Below are 14,530 nucleotides of genomic sequence, written 5' to 3' on the forward strand. Positions count from 1 at the left end.
AGTACACGCCGCCGGCGCTGGCACGGAGCGGCGCCGCGGGTCCCGCGGGCCTGGGCGTGGGGGAGCCGACCGTGGCACCGACCGGGGAGACCCGGGGCGACACATGCCACATCGACGTCGTCGACCGCTGGGGCAACATGGTCTCGGCCACACCGTCCGGCGGCTGGCTGCAATCCTCGCCCGCCATTCCGGAGCTCGGTTTCTGCCTTGGGACCCGCCTGCAGATGACCTGGCTAGAACCCGGCACACCGTCCACCCTCACCCCGGGCAAACGGCCCCGCACCACCCTGACGCCTACTTTGGTATTCCGGGACGGGCACGCCGTGACCGCCCTGGGCTCACCGGGCGGGGACCAGCAGGACCAGTGGCAGCTCCCGTACCTGCTGCGGACCATTGTGGGCGGCTATTCGCCGCAGCAGGCCATCGACGCACCCACGTTCCATACGACGTCGATGCCCGGCTCGTTCTGGCCCCGCACCTGGGAGCCCGGGGGCGCCGTCGTCGAGGACCGTCTGGGAGCTGACGTCATCGCCGGGCTGGAGCGCCGAGGTCACGTGGTGACCGTGGCCGGCGGGTGGACGCTGGGCCGCCTGTCCGCCGTCGTCCGCGACCCCGGGACGGGAGTGCTGCAGGCAGCGGCCAACCCGCGGGGAGCCCAGGGGTACGCCGCGGGACGGTAGGCCCGGCGGGCGCCGGATCGGCCCCGGCATCCATGCTTAGATTGTCGGGTGAAGAGAAGCAGCCGCGTCCCCATCCTCGTGGGGGTGCTGGCCTTCCTGTACACCATGGTCGGCGTATCGGTACCCAGCTTTTGGACGGACGAGGCCGCCACCGTCAGCGCCGTCAACCGGGAGTTCCCCGAGCTGTGGAGCATGCTCGGAACGGTGGACGCGGTGCACGGCGCCTACTACATCCTGATGTATGGCTGGACGAGAATATTCGGCTTCTCGGAGTTGGCCATGCGTCTGCCCAGCCTTCTCGCCGTCGCTGTCGCCGCCGGCCTGCTGATGGCCCTGTGCCGCCGGCTCGGGGGGACCGCCTACGGGATCACCGCCGCTGCGATCTTCGTCATCCTCCCGCGGGTGCAGTACGTGGCCACCGACGCCCGCTCCTACGCGCTGACGGTGTTGGGCGCCGTGCTGGCGACCTACCTCCTGGTGGTCATCCGCGAATCCCCGTCCAGGCTGCGTTGGCTCTGGTACGGCCTCACCGGCCTGGTCACTGTCAGCCTGTCCTTCTATGCCGTGCTCCTCATAGCGGCGCACGCGGTCACGCTGCTGGCAGACGAACGCCTCCGCAGGCATTGGCGTGCCCTCGCGCTGGCCTCGGTGGGGTGGCTCATCCCGGCGGGCGTGGTGGCGGCCGTCGCCTCGGGGCAGCAGTTCCAGATCGCCTGGGTGCCGCCCATCGGGGCGTCGACGACGTACGAGGTCGCCTTCGTCCAGTTCTTCAGCGACGCTTACTACTCGACCGAAAACTTCGTTTCCAGCCCGCAGCCGACGCCGGGCGAGGACTTTTCGATGTACGGACTGGCGGCCCTGGTCTGGGTCGCGGCGCTGATTGGCGCGATCCTGGCCCGGAAGACCTTCGCCGTCAAGCTGGCCGTGCCGTGGCTGGTGCTTCCGTTGGCTGCGGTCATTGCGGGATCGGTGATCACGGGGCGCGGCTACTACCTGCCGCGGTATGTTTCGTTTGAGCTGGCGGCCCTGCCGATGCTGGCGGCGGCTCCGCTCCTGGCCAGGCGGCTCGCCAGCCCGCAGGGGAAACCACCGGGCAACCCGCAGGGCGGCCGCGTCCGCAAGGTTCGGATGGCGGCGACTGCCGTGGGGCTGCTGACCGCGCTGGGGATCTCGCTGCCGTCCTACGTTGGGCAGCGCACGGAATACGGGCGCATCCAGAGTGATGACTTCCGCTTCATCGCGGACACCATCCACCGGGAGGCCCGCCCCGGGGACGCCTTTGTGATTGGAAACGACCGGGACATGGCGTTCCGTGGCTACCCGGAGGCCTTCGAGGGCCTCAATGACCCCACGATGGCGCGGACGGCCGCGGAGTGGGGACGCATCTTCGACCGGAGATACGACGTCAAAACCGCCAAAAACCGCATCCTCAAATACAACACGGTCTGGGTGGTGGAGCTAACCAGCAGGACCGGCGCGCGGCGGGCCATGGAGGTCATCGGCTACGCACCCAAGCGGCAGTTCACCGGCGTCGTGACCTCGGTGACCGAGTTCCAGCGGCGGCCGCGCTAGCCAGCACCGCCGCCGTCGGGCGCCTTCTCGAGGACGCGTCCTGGAGCAAGCTCAGCCGGTTGTCGCCGCCGGGCTGGTTGGGGGCTGTTTCTGCCAGGGCCAGCGCCCTGTGATTTCGAGCTCCAGGGAGAAGCTGAGGAACGTCCGGATCAGCACGATGATGGCAAGCACGCCCACGCTCTCGAAGGTCGGGGTGACGGCCACGGTGCGGATGATGTCGGCCGCGACCAGCAGCTCGAGGCCCAGCAGAATAGAGCGGCCCAGCAGTTGCCGGTAGGACCGGTAGATCGAGAGTGGCTCGGCGCCGGCAGGCAGTTCCTTGGGCTGGAAGCCGCGCAAGGCCATAGGCAACGACACGACGGCGCCGACCACCATGATGGCGACCCCGGCGAAGTCCATGAACCGGCCGACCGTCTCAATGATGTGCTGAAAATCCATGCTGCCCCTTGGAGGAGTTGGGTGTGAAGTCTGGTGGTGGAACGGCGGCGCGCCTCAGGGCCGGTCAGGGATGCCGTTCGCCGACGCCGGCCAGGACAGCGCGGTAGCCCTCGCGGAAACTAGGGTACTCAAAAGTGAACCCGGTGCCGCGGAGCAGGGCGTTGCTGACGCGCTTGTTCCCGCCGCGCGACGGCTCGCCGCCGCCGCCAGCCCCGCCGCCCGCCGCGCCAGCGCCGCTCTGCGACCCGTCATCCCCGGGCGCAGCACTGGCCGGCGCCGGCAGTCCGAGCTCGCCGGCCAGGAACCGCAGCACCTCGCCGAGTTCGGCGGGTTCGTTGTCCACACCCAGGTACAGGGGTGCCGGCTCCGCAGCCACGGTGCACAGGTGGACGATAGCCGCGGCGGCGTCGTCGCGGTGGATCCGGTTGGTCAGTCGGGGCCCGGCCGGCACCGTGGCGTTCCCGGCGCGCACTTGGTCGATCAGGCGCGTCCGGCCCGGGCCGTAGATCCCGCCCAGCCGGAGCGCTACGGGCGTGATCCCGGTTGCGTCGAGGCGGCTGCTGAGCAGGTCCTCGGCCTCACACAGGATGCGGCCGGAGAACCCGCCGGGATTCGGCGTCGTCGTCTCGTCCACCCAGCCGCCGCCGGCATCGCCATACACCGCCGTGGAGGACACGAAGAGCACACGCCGCACCGGCGCCCGGGACGCCGTGACGGCGTCGAGCACCCGGGCCAGGCCGTCCACATACGCCGCCCGGTACGCGTCCTCGGTGGGGGAGTCAGCCGCGACGGCAACCACGACGGCGGTGGTGTCCGCCGGGACCGGCGGCAGTTCGCCGGAACTGAGGTCCGTGGCCACACCCTGAATTTCGGCCGGCAGCTTGTGCGGCGAGCGGCGCCAGCCCACCACCTTGTGCCCGGCCGCTGCAAAGCGCAGTCCGGCCTCGGTCCCCAGATCGCCGCAACCGGCCAGCAGTACAGTCATAATGGCCAGTCTGCCAGTAATTTCAGGGCGGCGCGGGCGGGGCTAGCGTGCGGCGATCGGGAAGAAGACCCGCGGGTCCTGCAGCAGCGCCGGGTAGTCGAAGTCCGAGCGGGACAGGACCTCGGTGACCTGGAAGTTGCGGGCGAACCGGCCGTCCACGGTGATCGGACGGCCCTGGACCTCGCCCACGGCGAAGGACCGGCCGCCGTCGAACGGGACCGCGACGACGGACTTGCCGGGCAGCGTCGCGAAAGCCTCTTCCTGGGCCTGGCGCTTGCGGGAGGGCTTCTTCACCAGCGGCTTGGCCGGACGCTTGCGGGAGTTCTTCTCCGGCCGGCGCGACCCGTTGTCCGCGTACACGAACTGGTACTCCTCGTCCTCGCCCGCACCGGCCCCCTTGCCCCGCACCGGGGGCAGGCTCACCGTGTCCAGCTGCTGCGGGTCGGTGTCACCCAGCGGAAGGCGGAGGATCCACATCCGGTCACCGGCAGGATCTTCGGGGATGAGCTCGTGCTTGGGCTCGGGCCACACGTACTCCAGGTCCGGGTCCGTGCCGGGGAAGACCGAGGCGTAGAACTTGTGGTCCTTGGCCAGCAGCCGGGACCGGTGGCTCAGGTGGAAGTCCGGATTCCCCAGCCACCACGGCATCTGGATCTTGGCGGCGTAGTCCGGGTGGGCTGCCTGCGGGGCGAACTCCATGATCCGTTCCCGGGTGGTGTCCTCGCCGCCGCGCGCCGTCCACTCATCCACCATGGCCAGGCCGTACATGGTCAGGGCCGGGACGTGCCCCATCCACATCCGCACGGCCGGGTGGGACTGCCAGCCGTACTCGGGAATCACCAGCGCGCGCAGCATCTGCAGCGCCTCGACGCGCTGCTTGCCGAGCCGCGCGGGGTCAAGGGCCGCGGCGCTCTGCCGGAAATCGGGGAAGGGAAGGAAAGTCTGCATCTCTCCAGTTTGGGGCCACGGGCCCGCATCGCCAATTGCTGGGCGTCCCGGGTGAGCGTGTTCACATCGCGGATACTTACAGACAGCTCCCAGCCCGGAGATTTATTATTTACGGCAACCACCCCAGCCGCACGGAAGACCTGCCATGAACCTCGAAGCAGCGGCGCCCTTTGCGCCCAAATACGGACAAATGCTCGGCCCGGAAGCCAACGGCATCCTGGTTCTCGAAGAATTCACGCTGGACCCTGCCGAGGCCCGCAAGGAACAAACCGGCTTCCGCGCGGCCCTGGCCTCCGTGGCCCTGACCATGCGCCGGCTGCTCGCGTTCCGGCTGCTGATCGCCGTCGTCGCCATCGCGAACCTGCCGCTCTTCCTGCTCTCCAGCGGCTGGGAAATCTATGCGGTCTCGCTGACCCTGGTGGTGGCCGTCCACGCCGCCGTGTCCTGGCTGAACCGGCACGAGCCGCGCCTGCGCCAGCGCCGCCTGCTCGAACTCCACCTGCACCGCGAACGCAGCGCCAACTACCGGAAGGTCCGCGACGCCGTGAAGTACGTCATCGACACCCCCGCGCGCATGAACGAACAGCTCTACCTGGAGCTGCTGGCCGCCAAGCGCGTTGCCCTGCACCTGGCCCAGGGCACGGTGGCCCTGCTCGACACCAGTGACGACGCCGCGTGGAAGGTCCGCATCGTCCGCGAACTTCCCAAGGCTGCCTGACCGCCCTCCGGCTCAGCCCTTCAGGACCGCCCCGAGGTACGGGGCGGTCCTGCTCTTTTTGGAGCGGGCGACGACGGCGGGCTCCCCGGCGGCGATGATCTTGCCGCCGGCGTCGCCACCGGCAGGTCCCAGATCGATCACCCAGTCCGCGGCGGCCACCACATCCATCTCGTGCTCCACCGCCACCACGGTGTTCCCGGCGTCCACCAGGCGGTGGAGCTGGGCCATCAGGAGTTCGACGTCGGCCGGGTGCAGTCCCGTGGTGGGCTCGTCCAGCAGGTACAACGAGTGGCCGCGCTGGGCCCGCTGCAGCTCCGTGGCAAGTTTGATGCGCTGGGCCTCGCCGCCGGAGAGCTCGGTGGCGGGCTGGCCGAGCCGGAGGTAGCCCAGCCCCACTTCGCGGAGGGTCTGCAGCGCCCGGGCCGCGGCGGGGACGTCCGTGAGGAACTCCGCGGCGGCGTTGACCGTCATGCCGAGCACCTCGGCCACATTCTTGCCGCGGTAGCTGACTTCCAGCGTCTCCGGGTTGTAGCGCGAGCCGTTGCACTCCGGGCACGGGCCGTAGCTGCCGGGCAGGAACAGCAGCTCCACCGCCACGAAGCCCTCACCCTGGCAGGTCTCGCACCGGCCGCCGGCCACGTTGAAGGAGAAGCGTCCGGCGCTGAAACCGCGGGCCTTCGCCTCATCCGTCGCCGCGAATTCCTTCCGCACGGCGTCGAAAAGCCCGGTGTAGGTGGCCAGGTTGGACCGCGGGGTGCGGCCGATCGGCTTCTGGTCCACTTTCACCAGCCGGTCGATCTGCTCCAGGCCGGTCACCGGGCCCACGCTCAGCGGCGCGGCGGGCTCACCGGCGTCGTCCTCCGTCTCGTCGGGCGCCGCGGCGTCGGCGTCCGGGTGCAGCCAGGCGTTGGCGACCTCGGCGAGGACCTGGCTGACCAGTGTCGATTTGCCGGAGCCGGACACCCCGGTGACGGCGGTCAGGACGCCCAGCGGGAAGGTGGCGTCGAGGTCTTGCAGGTTGTGCCGGGTGATGCCCTGCAGCTCGAGCCAGCCGGCGGCCTCACGGCGGTCCCGCGCCGCTTTGCTGCCGGCCGGCCTCCCGTCCGCCGGGAACAGGTAGGGCCGGGTGACAGAGGCGTCCACCGCCGCGAGGCCGGAGACGGGGCCGCTGTAGAGGACCTCGCCGCCACCTTCACCGGCGCGCGGGCCCACGTCCACCAGCCAGTCGGCGCGGCGCACCACGTCCATGTTGTGCTCCACCACAAACACGGAGTTGCCGGAGGACTTCAGCTGGTCCAGGACGGCGAGGAGGGGTTCGGCGTCGGCCGGGTGCAGGCCGGCGGAGGGCTCGTCCAGCACGTAGATCACGCCGAAGAGGCCCGAGCGCAGCTGGGTGGCGATCCGGAGCCGCTGCATTTCGCCGGGGGAGAGCGTCGGCGTGGACCGGCCCAGCGCGAGGTAGCCCAGGCCCAGGTCCAGCAGCACCGTGATCCGCTGGAGCAGGTCACGGGTGATGGCGACGGCCACCTCGTTGGACTCGCCGGACGAGTGCTTACGGGAGGCCGTCCCCGCCGTCGTCAGTTCGGTGGTGGGGCGGATGACCGCGGCGAGCTCGGTCATCGGGACGCCGTTGAGCTCGGCGATGGTTTTCCCCGCGAAGGTCACGGCCAGGGCTTCGGGGCGCAGGCCGCTGCCGCCGCAGCGCGGGCACGGGCCTGTCTCCATGTAGCGCAGCACCTTCTCCCGCATGGTGCTGCTCTTGGAATCGGCGAGGGTGTGCAGGACGTAGCTGCGGGCACTCCAGAAGCGGCCCTTGTACGGCTTGGCCACCCGGTCGCGCTGCGGCGTGACCTCCACGACGGGCTGCTCCTCGGTGAAGAGGATCCAGTCGCGGTCCTTTTTGGGCAGCTTCCGCCAGGGGGTGTCGACGTCGTAGCCCAGGTGCGTGAGGATGTCGCGCAGGTTTTTGCCCTGCCACGCCCCGGGCCACGCGGCGATGGCGCCGTCGCGGATGCTGAGGGCGGGGTCCGGGACCAGCGAGGATTCGGTGACGGTGTGCGCGACGCCCAGGCCGTGGCACTCCGGGCAGGCGCCGGCCGCCGTGTTGGGGGAGAAGGCGTCCGAGTCCAGCGGCGCGGCGCCGTCGGGGTAGCTGCCGGCGCGGGAGAAGAGCATCCGCAGCGAGTTGGACAAGGTGGTGACCGTGCCGACGGTGGAGCGGGAGCTGGGGGTGCCGCGCCGCTGCTGGAGGGCGACGGCGGGCGGAAGGCCGGTGATCAGCTCCACCTTCGGGTTGTGGCCCTGCTGGATCAGCCGGCGGGCGTAGGGCGCCACGGATTCGAAGTAGCGGCGCTGGGCCTCGGCGTAGATGGTGCCGAACGCGAGCGAGGACTTCCCGGACCCGGACACCCCGGTGAAGGCCACGATCGCGTCGCGCGGGACGTCCACGTCCACGTTGCGCAGGTTGTTTTCCCGGGCGCCGCGGACCCGGACGAAGCCGTCCGTGGGGTGGTCCGGCGCCAGGCCGGCGGAATCGGAAGCCTGCTGATCATTGTGCATCTGTTCGACTCTATCCGTCCCGGCCCCGGGCGGCATATCCATAACGGCGGGCATATCCTTACCCAATGGAAACTTACGACGGCGGCGCCCCAGCGCCGCAGGCAGAGCAGAGAGCAGCGCCGCAGGCAGTGCAGGACGCGGAGCAGGAGACTGCGCCGCAGGTCGAGGGGATTCCGGAGTTCGCCGAGGTTCCCGGCGGGGTCCACGCGGCACTCCCGGTGGCCGAACTGCACCTGCACATCGAGGGCACCCTCGAACCGGAACTGATCTTCGCGCTCGCGGAACGCAATGGCATCACGCTGCCCTACGCGGACCTGGACGAGCTGCGGGCGCGGTACGAGTTCACGGACCTGCAGTCGTTCCTCGATCTCTACTACGCGAATATGGCCGTGCTGCAGACCGAGCAGGACTTCGCCGACATGACCCGGGCCTACCTGACCCGGGCCGCCGCCGCCGGGGTGCGGCATGCCGAGATCATGCTGGACCCGCAGGCGCACCTGACCCGCGGGGTGTCCCTGGCCACCTGCGTGAACGGTGTGGCCTCGGTGCTGGCCACCTCGCAGGAGGAGTTCGGTGTCTCCACCCTGCTGATCGCCGCGTTCCTGCGCGACCTGTCCGAGGAATCCGCGCTCGAGGTGCTGGAGCAGCTGCTCGCCATGGAGGCGCCGATCGCCGGGATCGGGCTGGACTCGGCCGAGGTGGGCAATCCGCCGTCGAAGTTTGAACGCCTCTTCGCGCGGGCCAAGGACGCCGGGCTCCGGCGGATTGCGCACGCGGGCGAGGAAGGCCCGCCGTCGTACATCATCGAGGCGCTGGACGCCCTGGACGTGGAGCGGATCGATCACGGCATCCGCTGTATGGAGGACCCGGAGCTGGTGGAGCGGTTGGTCCAGGAGCTCATGCCGCTGACCGTCTGCCCGCTCTCGAACGTCCGGCTCCGCGCCGTCGACACCCTCGCGGACCACCCCCTGCCGGGCATGCTGGCGGCCGGGCTGAACGTCAGCGTGAACTCGGACGACCCCGCCTACTTCGGCGGGTACGTGGATGACAACTTCGCGCAGCTCAAATCCGTGATCGGGCTCTCCGAGTTCGACTGTGTCCGCCTCGCAGCCAACTCCATCCGGTCCTCGTTCGCGAGCGAGGAGCGGAAGACCGAGCTGCTGGCAGAGCTGGCCGCCTCGGGCCGCTAAATCCCCCCGGGTTGCTCTATCACTTATGGCGGCTAAACCGGCCGGATAGGGACCATAAGTGATAGGGCAACGGCGGGGTCAGACGTCGATGGTGCCCATGTTCGGGTAGCGGGCGCCCGCGGCGACGCCGGCTGGGGCCAGCTCGTCGAGCCGGGCCAGGTCCTCGGCAGAGAGCTCGACGTCGACGGCGCCCAGGTTCTCGCGCAGCCGGTCGCGCTTCTTGGTCCCGGGGATCGGTACGATGTGCGCGCCCTGGGCCAGCAGCCAGGCGAGGGCCAGCTGGGCCGGGGTGCTGCCCTTCTCCGCCGCAAGCTCGGTCACGCGGTCCACGAGTTCGAGGTTGCGGGTGAAGTTCTCGCCCTGGAAGCGCGGCGAGTGGCGGCGGAAATCGTCCTCCGCGAAGTCGGATTCGCTGCGCAGCTGCCCGGTGAGGAAGCCGCGGCCCAGTGGGCTGTAAGGGACGAATCCGATGCCGAGCTCGGCTAGGACCGGGAAGATCTTGGTTTCCGGTTCGCGTTCCCACAGCGAGTATTCGGTCTGCAGGGCGCTGATGGGGTGCACGGCGTGGGCGCGGCGGACGGTGTCGGCGCTCGCTTCGGAGAGGCCCAGGTGTTTGACCTTGCCGGCCTGGACCAGCTCCGCCATGGCACCGACCGTCTCCTCGATCGGCACGGTCCTGTCCACCCGGTGCTGGTAGTAGAGGTCTATGTGGTCCACACCGAGGCGCTGCAGGCTCGCGTCACACGCTGCCCGGACGTACTCGGGTTTGCCGTTAATGCCCACCCAGGAGCCGTCTTCGCGGCGTTCGTTGCCGAACTTGGTGGCCAGTACGACGTCGTCGCGGCGCCCTGCGATCGCCCTGCCCACCAGCTGTTCGTTGGTGAACGGGCCGTACATGTCGGCGGTGTCCAGGAGGGTACCGCCGGCGTCGAGGAAGGCGTGGATCGTGGCCGTGGACTCCTGTTCGTCGCCTTTGCCGTAGAACTCGCTCATTCCCATGCAGCCCAGGCCGAGGGCGGAGACGGTGAGGGAGCCGAGGGTGCGTGTTTCCATGGGGATCTCCTGAACCAGTGGGGGAGTGCCGCGGATCAGCCCCGGGGGACGGCGGCGATCAGCCCACTCTAGTCAGCATGCTTGCCGCGGGCAACGGGTTTCCGCGCGGCGGACGCTGACCCGTACCACCGGCGCCCCGTCGCCGTCACAGTGGGTCACGACACACAAAGTTAACCCCGCCCAGTCGCGGAAGCCGCCGAACCTTGGCAAAATGCAGATGGATCAATTGCTTCTAAAGGAGACCCATGGGCGCCAACGCTGCGGAAAACACCAACCTTCGGCTCAAGGCTGTGCTTGACGTGCTGGCGGAAGGGGTCTGGTCCGGCGAGAAGCTAAACGCCGGCGCCGTCCTCGGCGAGGCGATCGCGCGGGTCCCGCTCAACGACCACGAGCGCGAACTGCTCAGCGGCGGCATTCCCCGCGGCCACAAGGCGCTCACCACGGCGACCGCGAAGCTGGTAAAGGCCGGCTGGCTGGTCAAGGGCCGCTCCGGCTGGACCATCACCGAGGACGGCCAGCGCGCGACGGTCGCCTTCGCCGATCCCGCCGCCTTCACTGCAGCGCTCGACGCCGGTACCCCGGTTCCGGCGGACACCCCGCTGCCGTCCGCCCCCGCCGGGCACACCGCACCCAAGACTGCACCCAAGGCCGGTCCGAAGGCAGTCAAGGTGGCTGAAAAGGTCGCCGAGAAGGTGGCCGACACCGCCGCCAAGCTGGTGGAGGAAGCCGTAGCCCCCGTCGCGAAGGCCGTCCGCAAGCGCAAAGCGGCCGCTAAATCTCCCGCCGAGGCCCCGGACACCGCAGCCGGGACCCAGGCAGAAACCCAGGCAGAAACGATCGTCCAGCCGGCCGCCGTCGCCGTGGCGGGCGACTTCAACGTCCTGCTGGGCGCCCCGGCCAACTGGGCGCCGCAGTATGACGAGTCGCAGATGCAGCTGGACGAGGTGGACCAGCTCTGGAAGCTCGCGGCGGAACTGCCGGCCGGCTCCTACAGCTTCAAGATCGCCATCAACCGGTCCTGGGACGAGAACTACGGCGCGTTCGGCCACTTCGACGGCGCCAACCACGAGGTCCACCACCGCGGCGGCCTGCTGGTCATCCACTACGACCACCGGACCCGCGACATCGTCATCGACTAACCACCGCCAACCGGACCACGGACCGGCCTAGAAGCGGGACGGGTCCGGGCTCGGCGGAACGGGCGACGGCGGTGCAACCGGCCCGGGGTCCGGGATCGGCAGCGGGCCGGGCGTCGGGGCAGGGCCAGGCGCCGGGGACGGCGTCGGACCGGGACCCGGGGCGGGCTCGGGCGTCGGCGGCGTGGGACCCGGATCCGGAGGGAACGGGTCGCCCGGTTGTGGTTCGGGCGTGGCCGGGCCGGGCTCGGGCGGGAACGGATCGGGCTCTGGGTGCGGGGGAATCGTCATGGCTCCGATTATCGACCCGTCACCGCGGCGAGGGAAGACCAGAGCAGGGCCGGCGGCCGGCCCAGCACGGCAACTGCCCAGTGGTGCGCCCAGGCCCTGCAACCCTAGTTCTGCGCCGCGATCGACTTATCCCGGTCCTCGAACACGTCCTCGCCAGGGCCGGCAAACGCGCGGGACCGCTGCACGGCCTCGATGGAGCCGGTGAACAACTGCGAGTCGTGCGGGTCGGAGGGCAGCCGGGCGGCGGTCTCGTCGGCGGCGGCCAGTTTGCCCGGACGCCTGGGCGCGGGCTGGCTGGAGGCCGCGGCGGACGGCAGGGATTCGAGCCGGACGTGCGGCAGCGCCGMCGGGTGCTCCTGCTGCAGGAAGAGCACCAGCTCCTCACGGATCAGGCAGCGCAGGTCAAAGAGCGAGGCGCTGTCCCCGGCGCTGACCAGGATCCGGACCCGGACAAAGCCAGCGGTTGCATCGGTGATCTGCAGGATGCCCACCCGCTCGTCCCAGAGGTCGGTCGAGGCGAGGACCTTCTTCAGCTCGGCCCGCATGGCCTCCACCGGGGCGCGCCAGTCGAGGTCGAACTCCACGGTGCCCATCACCTCGGACTGGCGCCGGGTCCAGTTCTCGAACGGGGTGGTGGTGAAGTAGGTCGAGGGCAGGATCAGCCGGCGGTCATCCCAAATGTGCACCACCACGTAGGTCAGGGTGATTTCCTCGATCCGGCCCCATTCCTTCTGGACCACCACCACGTCGTCCACGCGTATGGCGTCCGTGAAGGCGAGCTGGATGCCGGCGAAGACGTTCACCAGCGAGGTCTGGGCGGCGAGGCCGGCGACGATCGAGATCACCCCGGCGGAGGCCAGCAGCCCGGCGCCGAGCGCCTGGATGGCGGGGAAGGTCAGCATGATGCTGCCGAGGGCCACAATGGCGATCAGTGCGACGCCGATCCGCCGGGCCAGGATCACCTGGGTGCGGAGCCGCCGGGCACGCCGGTTGTCGGCCACGTCCACCCGGTAGCGGGTCAGGACCATCGTCTCGATGATCAGCAGCACGGCAATCGCCAGCCACGCCACGGACCCGATCAGGGCGATGGCCAGGCCGTGGTCCACGTTGCGGCGCCACTCGGCGTCGGCCGTGGTGGTGGCCAGCGCAATTCGCACCCCGATCAGGCAGAGCGCAAAACGCAGCGGCAGCCGCGCCATCCGGGACGTCTCGCGGAGGGCTTCCTGCTTGCGGTTGAGCCGCAGGATCACGYGGCGCACCACCCAGGAGGCGATCAGCCCGGCGGCCACGGCCAGGGCCACGGCGAGGAAGGGCATGGCGGAACTCAGAAACTCTTGCATCTTTTAAGCTCTAGCAAGCTTCGGCGGCCATTTGAAATCGGCGGAATGTCAAGGTGGGGCTGATCACGCCCGCCGTGAACCCGAAACTCCAACCGGCCCCTAGACCGCGGGCAGGTGCCTGCGGCGGTTACGGGCGTGCGGGTGGTCGGCCCCCACGGCGCCCACGGCCGAGGTCCGGCCCTGGCCGGCCCACTGCGTGGTGCGCTGGGTGGCGTGCGACTCCCGGATCAGTCCGGTGCCGGCGCATTCACGGACCGCCATGATGCCGTCGGCCGCGGAACGCTTGTCCTTGAAGGCCTTAGAGACAGCGAGAATTGTGCCGTCAGCCCCCAACAAACGAAACCGGACGTTCGATTCTGCGTCGGTGAAGATCTCGAATTGTCCTGCCATTGTCTCTGTCCTTTCAGGCGCTCCGGGCGGCGACGCGGGGTGTCCGCAGTGTGCACAATGCCGAAGGTCTCCTTCCACCCTGCCCAGCGCGGCGGAGGGATTGAAAGGGGCAAAGGTCCCGGATGCTCCCGGTCCCGGGCCGGGTCTACATTGGAGGTATGGCTGACGACGCAGAGCTCCCCGGGGCCGCGGACACCGGCACCGCCGTACGCCTCACGGCCCGTGTGCAGGGCATGGTGCAGGCGGTCGGGTTCCGCTACTTTACGGTGCGCAAGGCCGAGGAGCTGGCGCTGCGCGGCACTGTCAGGAACAACGACGACGGGACGGTCGGCGTCGTCGTTGAGGGACCGCAGGCGGTGGTGCTGGAGTTCCGCAGCTGGCTACGCTCGCCGGAGGCGCCCGGCCGGGTGGATCACGTGGACGAGCGGATCACCCGGGCCACGGGCGCCTACAGCAACTTCCGGGTGGTGTACTGACGTCCCGGCAAGGGGAGCGGGACGAAGGGCCCTCGGCAGGGACCGCCGCGGTGGGTAGCGTGGCCGCATGCAGAAGATATCGATCGAGGCCCTGGCCCGGCAGCAGGTGGCCGCGGCGCTCGCGGCCGGCAGCGGACGTGCGGCGGATACCGTCTACGGCGGTCACGAGCGGGTCCTCCGCCAGACCGTGATGGCGTTCAAGGCCGGGACCCAGCTCAGCGAGCACCAGAACCCGGGGGAGGCCACCGTTTACGTGCTCCGTGGCTGCGTCCGGCTGCAGGCCGGCGACGACTCGTGGCAAGGCAAAACCGGGGACCTGCTGATCGTCCCGGACGGGCTGCACAGCCTGGTGGCGGAGGAGGACTCGGCCATCCTGATGACGGTGGCCAAGACCAAGGGCTGACCCGGGTATTACGCCGGACCCGGGCCGCCGGTTCGGTCCCGGCCGTCGGCGTAGGACAGACTGTTGCCGTGAGCAACTCTCCCCGGACCGGTATCGCCATCGCAGGACTCAGCCTCGGCACATCATTGAACCCGCTGAACTCCTCGATGATCGCCGTCGCGCTGGTGGTGCTGCAGGCGGACTTCAAGCTCGACGTCGCCACGGTCACCTGGGTGGTCACCTCCTTCTACCTCACCTCCGCGGCCGGGCAGCCGCTGATGGGACGGCTCGCGGACCGGTTCGGCCCGCGCCGGCTGTTCCTGCTGGGGATGGCGCTGGTGGCGGCGACCTGTGCGCTGGCGCCCTTCGCGC

General features: G+C 69.9%; 15 protein-coding genes. 8 read left to right on the plus strand and 7 right to left on the minus strand.

Annotated elements, in window-relative coordinates:
• On the plus strand, positions 1–680 hold a 680-nt coding region (locus tag AC1DHD_RS06960), incomplete at its 5' end, for a gamma-glutamyltransferase (protein ID WP_476879014.1).
• Positions 681–728: 48 nt separating this feature from the next.
• Entirely contained in the window at positions 729–2,252 is a 1,524-nt protein-coding gene (locus tag AC1DHD_RS06965) for a glycosyltransferase family 39 protein (RefSeq protein WP_476879015.1), read from the plus strand.
• A gap of 51 nt (positions 2,253–2,303) precedes the next feature.
• On the opposite strand, the gene AC1DHD_RS06970 is transcribed toward AC1DHD_RS06965, so the two are convergent.
• The 3 genes from AC1DHD_RS06970 to AC1DHD_RS06980 form a co-directional block, all read right to left on the minus strand.
• Positions 2,304–2,690 (minus strand): DUF1622 domain-containing protein, encoded by a 387-nt coding sequence (locus tag AC1DHD_RS06970; protein WP_476879016.1) that lies wholly within the window; start codon positions 2,688–2,690, stop codon positions 2,304–2,306.
• Between the two features lie 64 nt (positions 2,691–2,754).
• Positions 2,755–3,675 carry an NAD-dependent epimerase/dehydratase family protein gene (locus tag AC1DHD_RS06975; RefSeq protein WP_476879017.1) on the minus strand — a complete coding sequence of 307 codons (921 nt, stop codon included), beginning with the start codon at positions 3,673–3,675 and terminating at the stop codon, positions 2,755–2,757.
• A gap of 42 nt (positions 3,676–3,717) precedes the next feature.
• A complete protein-coding gene (locus AC1DHD_RS06980; protein WP_476879018.1) occupies positions 3,718–4,623 on the minus strand; it encodes an MSMEG_6728 family protein in 906 nt (301 codons plus the stop codon).
• Positions 4,624–4,768: 145 nt separating this feature from the next.
• Between AC1DHD_RS06980 and AC1DHD_RS06985 the strand changes: the two genes are divergently transcribed.
• A complete protein-coding gene (locus tag AC1DHD_RS06985; protein WP_476879019.1) occupies positions 4,769–5,341 on the plus strand; it encodes a hypothetical protein in 573 nt (190 codons plus the stop codon).
• A 12-nt stretch (positions 5,342–5,353) separates the two neighbouring features.
• Here the strand turns inward: AC1DHD_RS06985 and uvrA are convergent, their stop codons facing one another.
• The gene (uvrA, locus tag AC1DHD_RS06990; protein WP_476879020.1) at positions 5,354–7,900 is read right to left on the minus strand and encodes an excinuclease ABC subunit UvrA; all 2,547 of its coding nucleotides are present in this window, start codon (positions 7,898–7,900) and stop codon (positions 5,354–5,356) included.
• A 65-nt stretch (positions 7,901–7,965) separates the two neighbouring features.
• On the opposite strand from uvrA, the gene AC1DHD_RS06995 reads away from it, so the two are divergent.
• Positions 7,966–9,090 (plus strand): adenosine deaminase, encoded by a 1,125-nt coding sequence (locus AC1DHD_RS06995; protein ID WP_476879021.1) that lies wholly within the window; start codon positions 7,966–7,968, stop codon positions 9,088–9,090.
• Positions 9,091–9,168: 78 nt separating this feature from the next.
• Here the strand turns inward: AC1DHD_RS06995 and AC1DHD_RS07000 are convergent, their stop codons facing one another.
• On the minus strand, positions 9,169–10,143 hold the full coding sequence (locus AC1DHD_RS07000; protein WP_476879022.1) for an aldo/keto reductase: 975 nt from the start codon (positions 10,141–10,143) through the stop codon (positions 9,169–9,171).
• 245 nt (positions 10,144–10,388) lie between these two features.
• On the opposite strand from AC1DHD_RS07000, the gene AC1DHD_RS07005 reads away from it, so the two are divergent.
• Positions 10,389–11,282: a pullulanase X25 domain-containing protein gene (locus AC1DHD_RS07005; protein WP_476879023.1), complete on the plus strand. Its 894-nt coding sequence runs from the start codon at positions 10,389–10,391 to the stop codon at positions 11,280–11,282.
• Positions 11,283–11,674: 392 nt separating this feature from the next.
• Here the strand turns inward: AC1DHD_RS07005 and AC1DHD_RS07010 are convergent, their stop codons facing one another.
• Together AC1DHD_RS07010 and AC1DHD_RS07015 are read right to left on the minus strand one after the other, a co-directional pair.
• Positions 11,675–12,910, minus strand: coding sequence for a mechanosensitive ion channel family protein (locus AC1DHD_RS07010; protein ID WP_476879024.1), 1,236 nt, complete (start codon positions 12,908–12,910; stop codon positions 11,675–11,677).
• Between the two features lie 99 nt (positions 12,911–13,009).
• On the minus strand, positions 13,010–13,300 hold the full coding sequence (locus tag AC1DHD_RS07015; protein WP_476879025.1) for a YegP family protein: 291 nt from the start codon (positions 13,298–13,300) through the stop codon (positions 13,010–13,012).
• 158 nt (positions 13,301–13,458) lie between these two features.
• On the opposite strand from AC1DHD_RS07015, the gene AC1DHD_RS07020 reads away from it, so the two are divergent.
• From AC1DHD_RS07020 to AC1DHD_RS07030, 3 genes are all read left to right on the plus strand, one after another.
• Complete coding sequence (locus tag AC1DHD_RS07020; RefSeq protein WP_476879026.1) at positions 13,459–13,776, plus strand: acylphosphatase; 318 nt, start codon at positions 13,459–13,461, stop codon at positions 13,774–13,776.
• A gap of 67 nt (positions 13,777–13,843) precedes the next feature.
• Positions 13,844–14,179, plus strand: coding sequence for a cupin domain-containing protein (locus tag AC1DHD_RS07025; protein WP_476879027.1), 336 nt, complete (start codon positions 13,844–13,846; stop codon positions 14,177–14,179).
• A 68-nt stretch (positions 14,180–14,247) separates the two neighbouring features.
• On the plus strand, positions 14,248–14,530 hold a 283-nt coding region (locus AC1DHD_RS07030; protein WP_476879028.1), incomplete at its 3' end, for an MFS transporter.

The organism is Arthrobacter sp. 05L45_2, assembly GCF_056397525.1.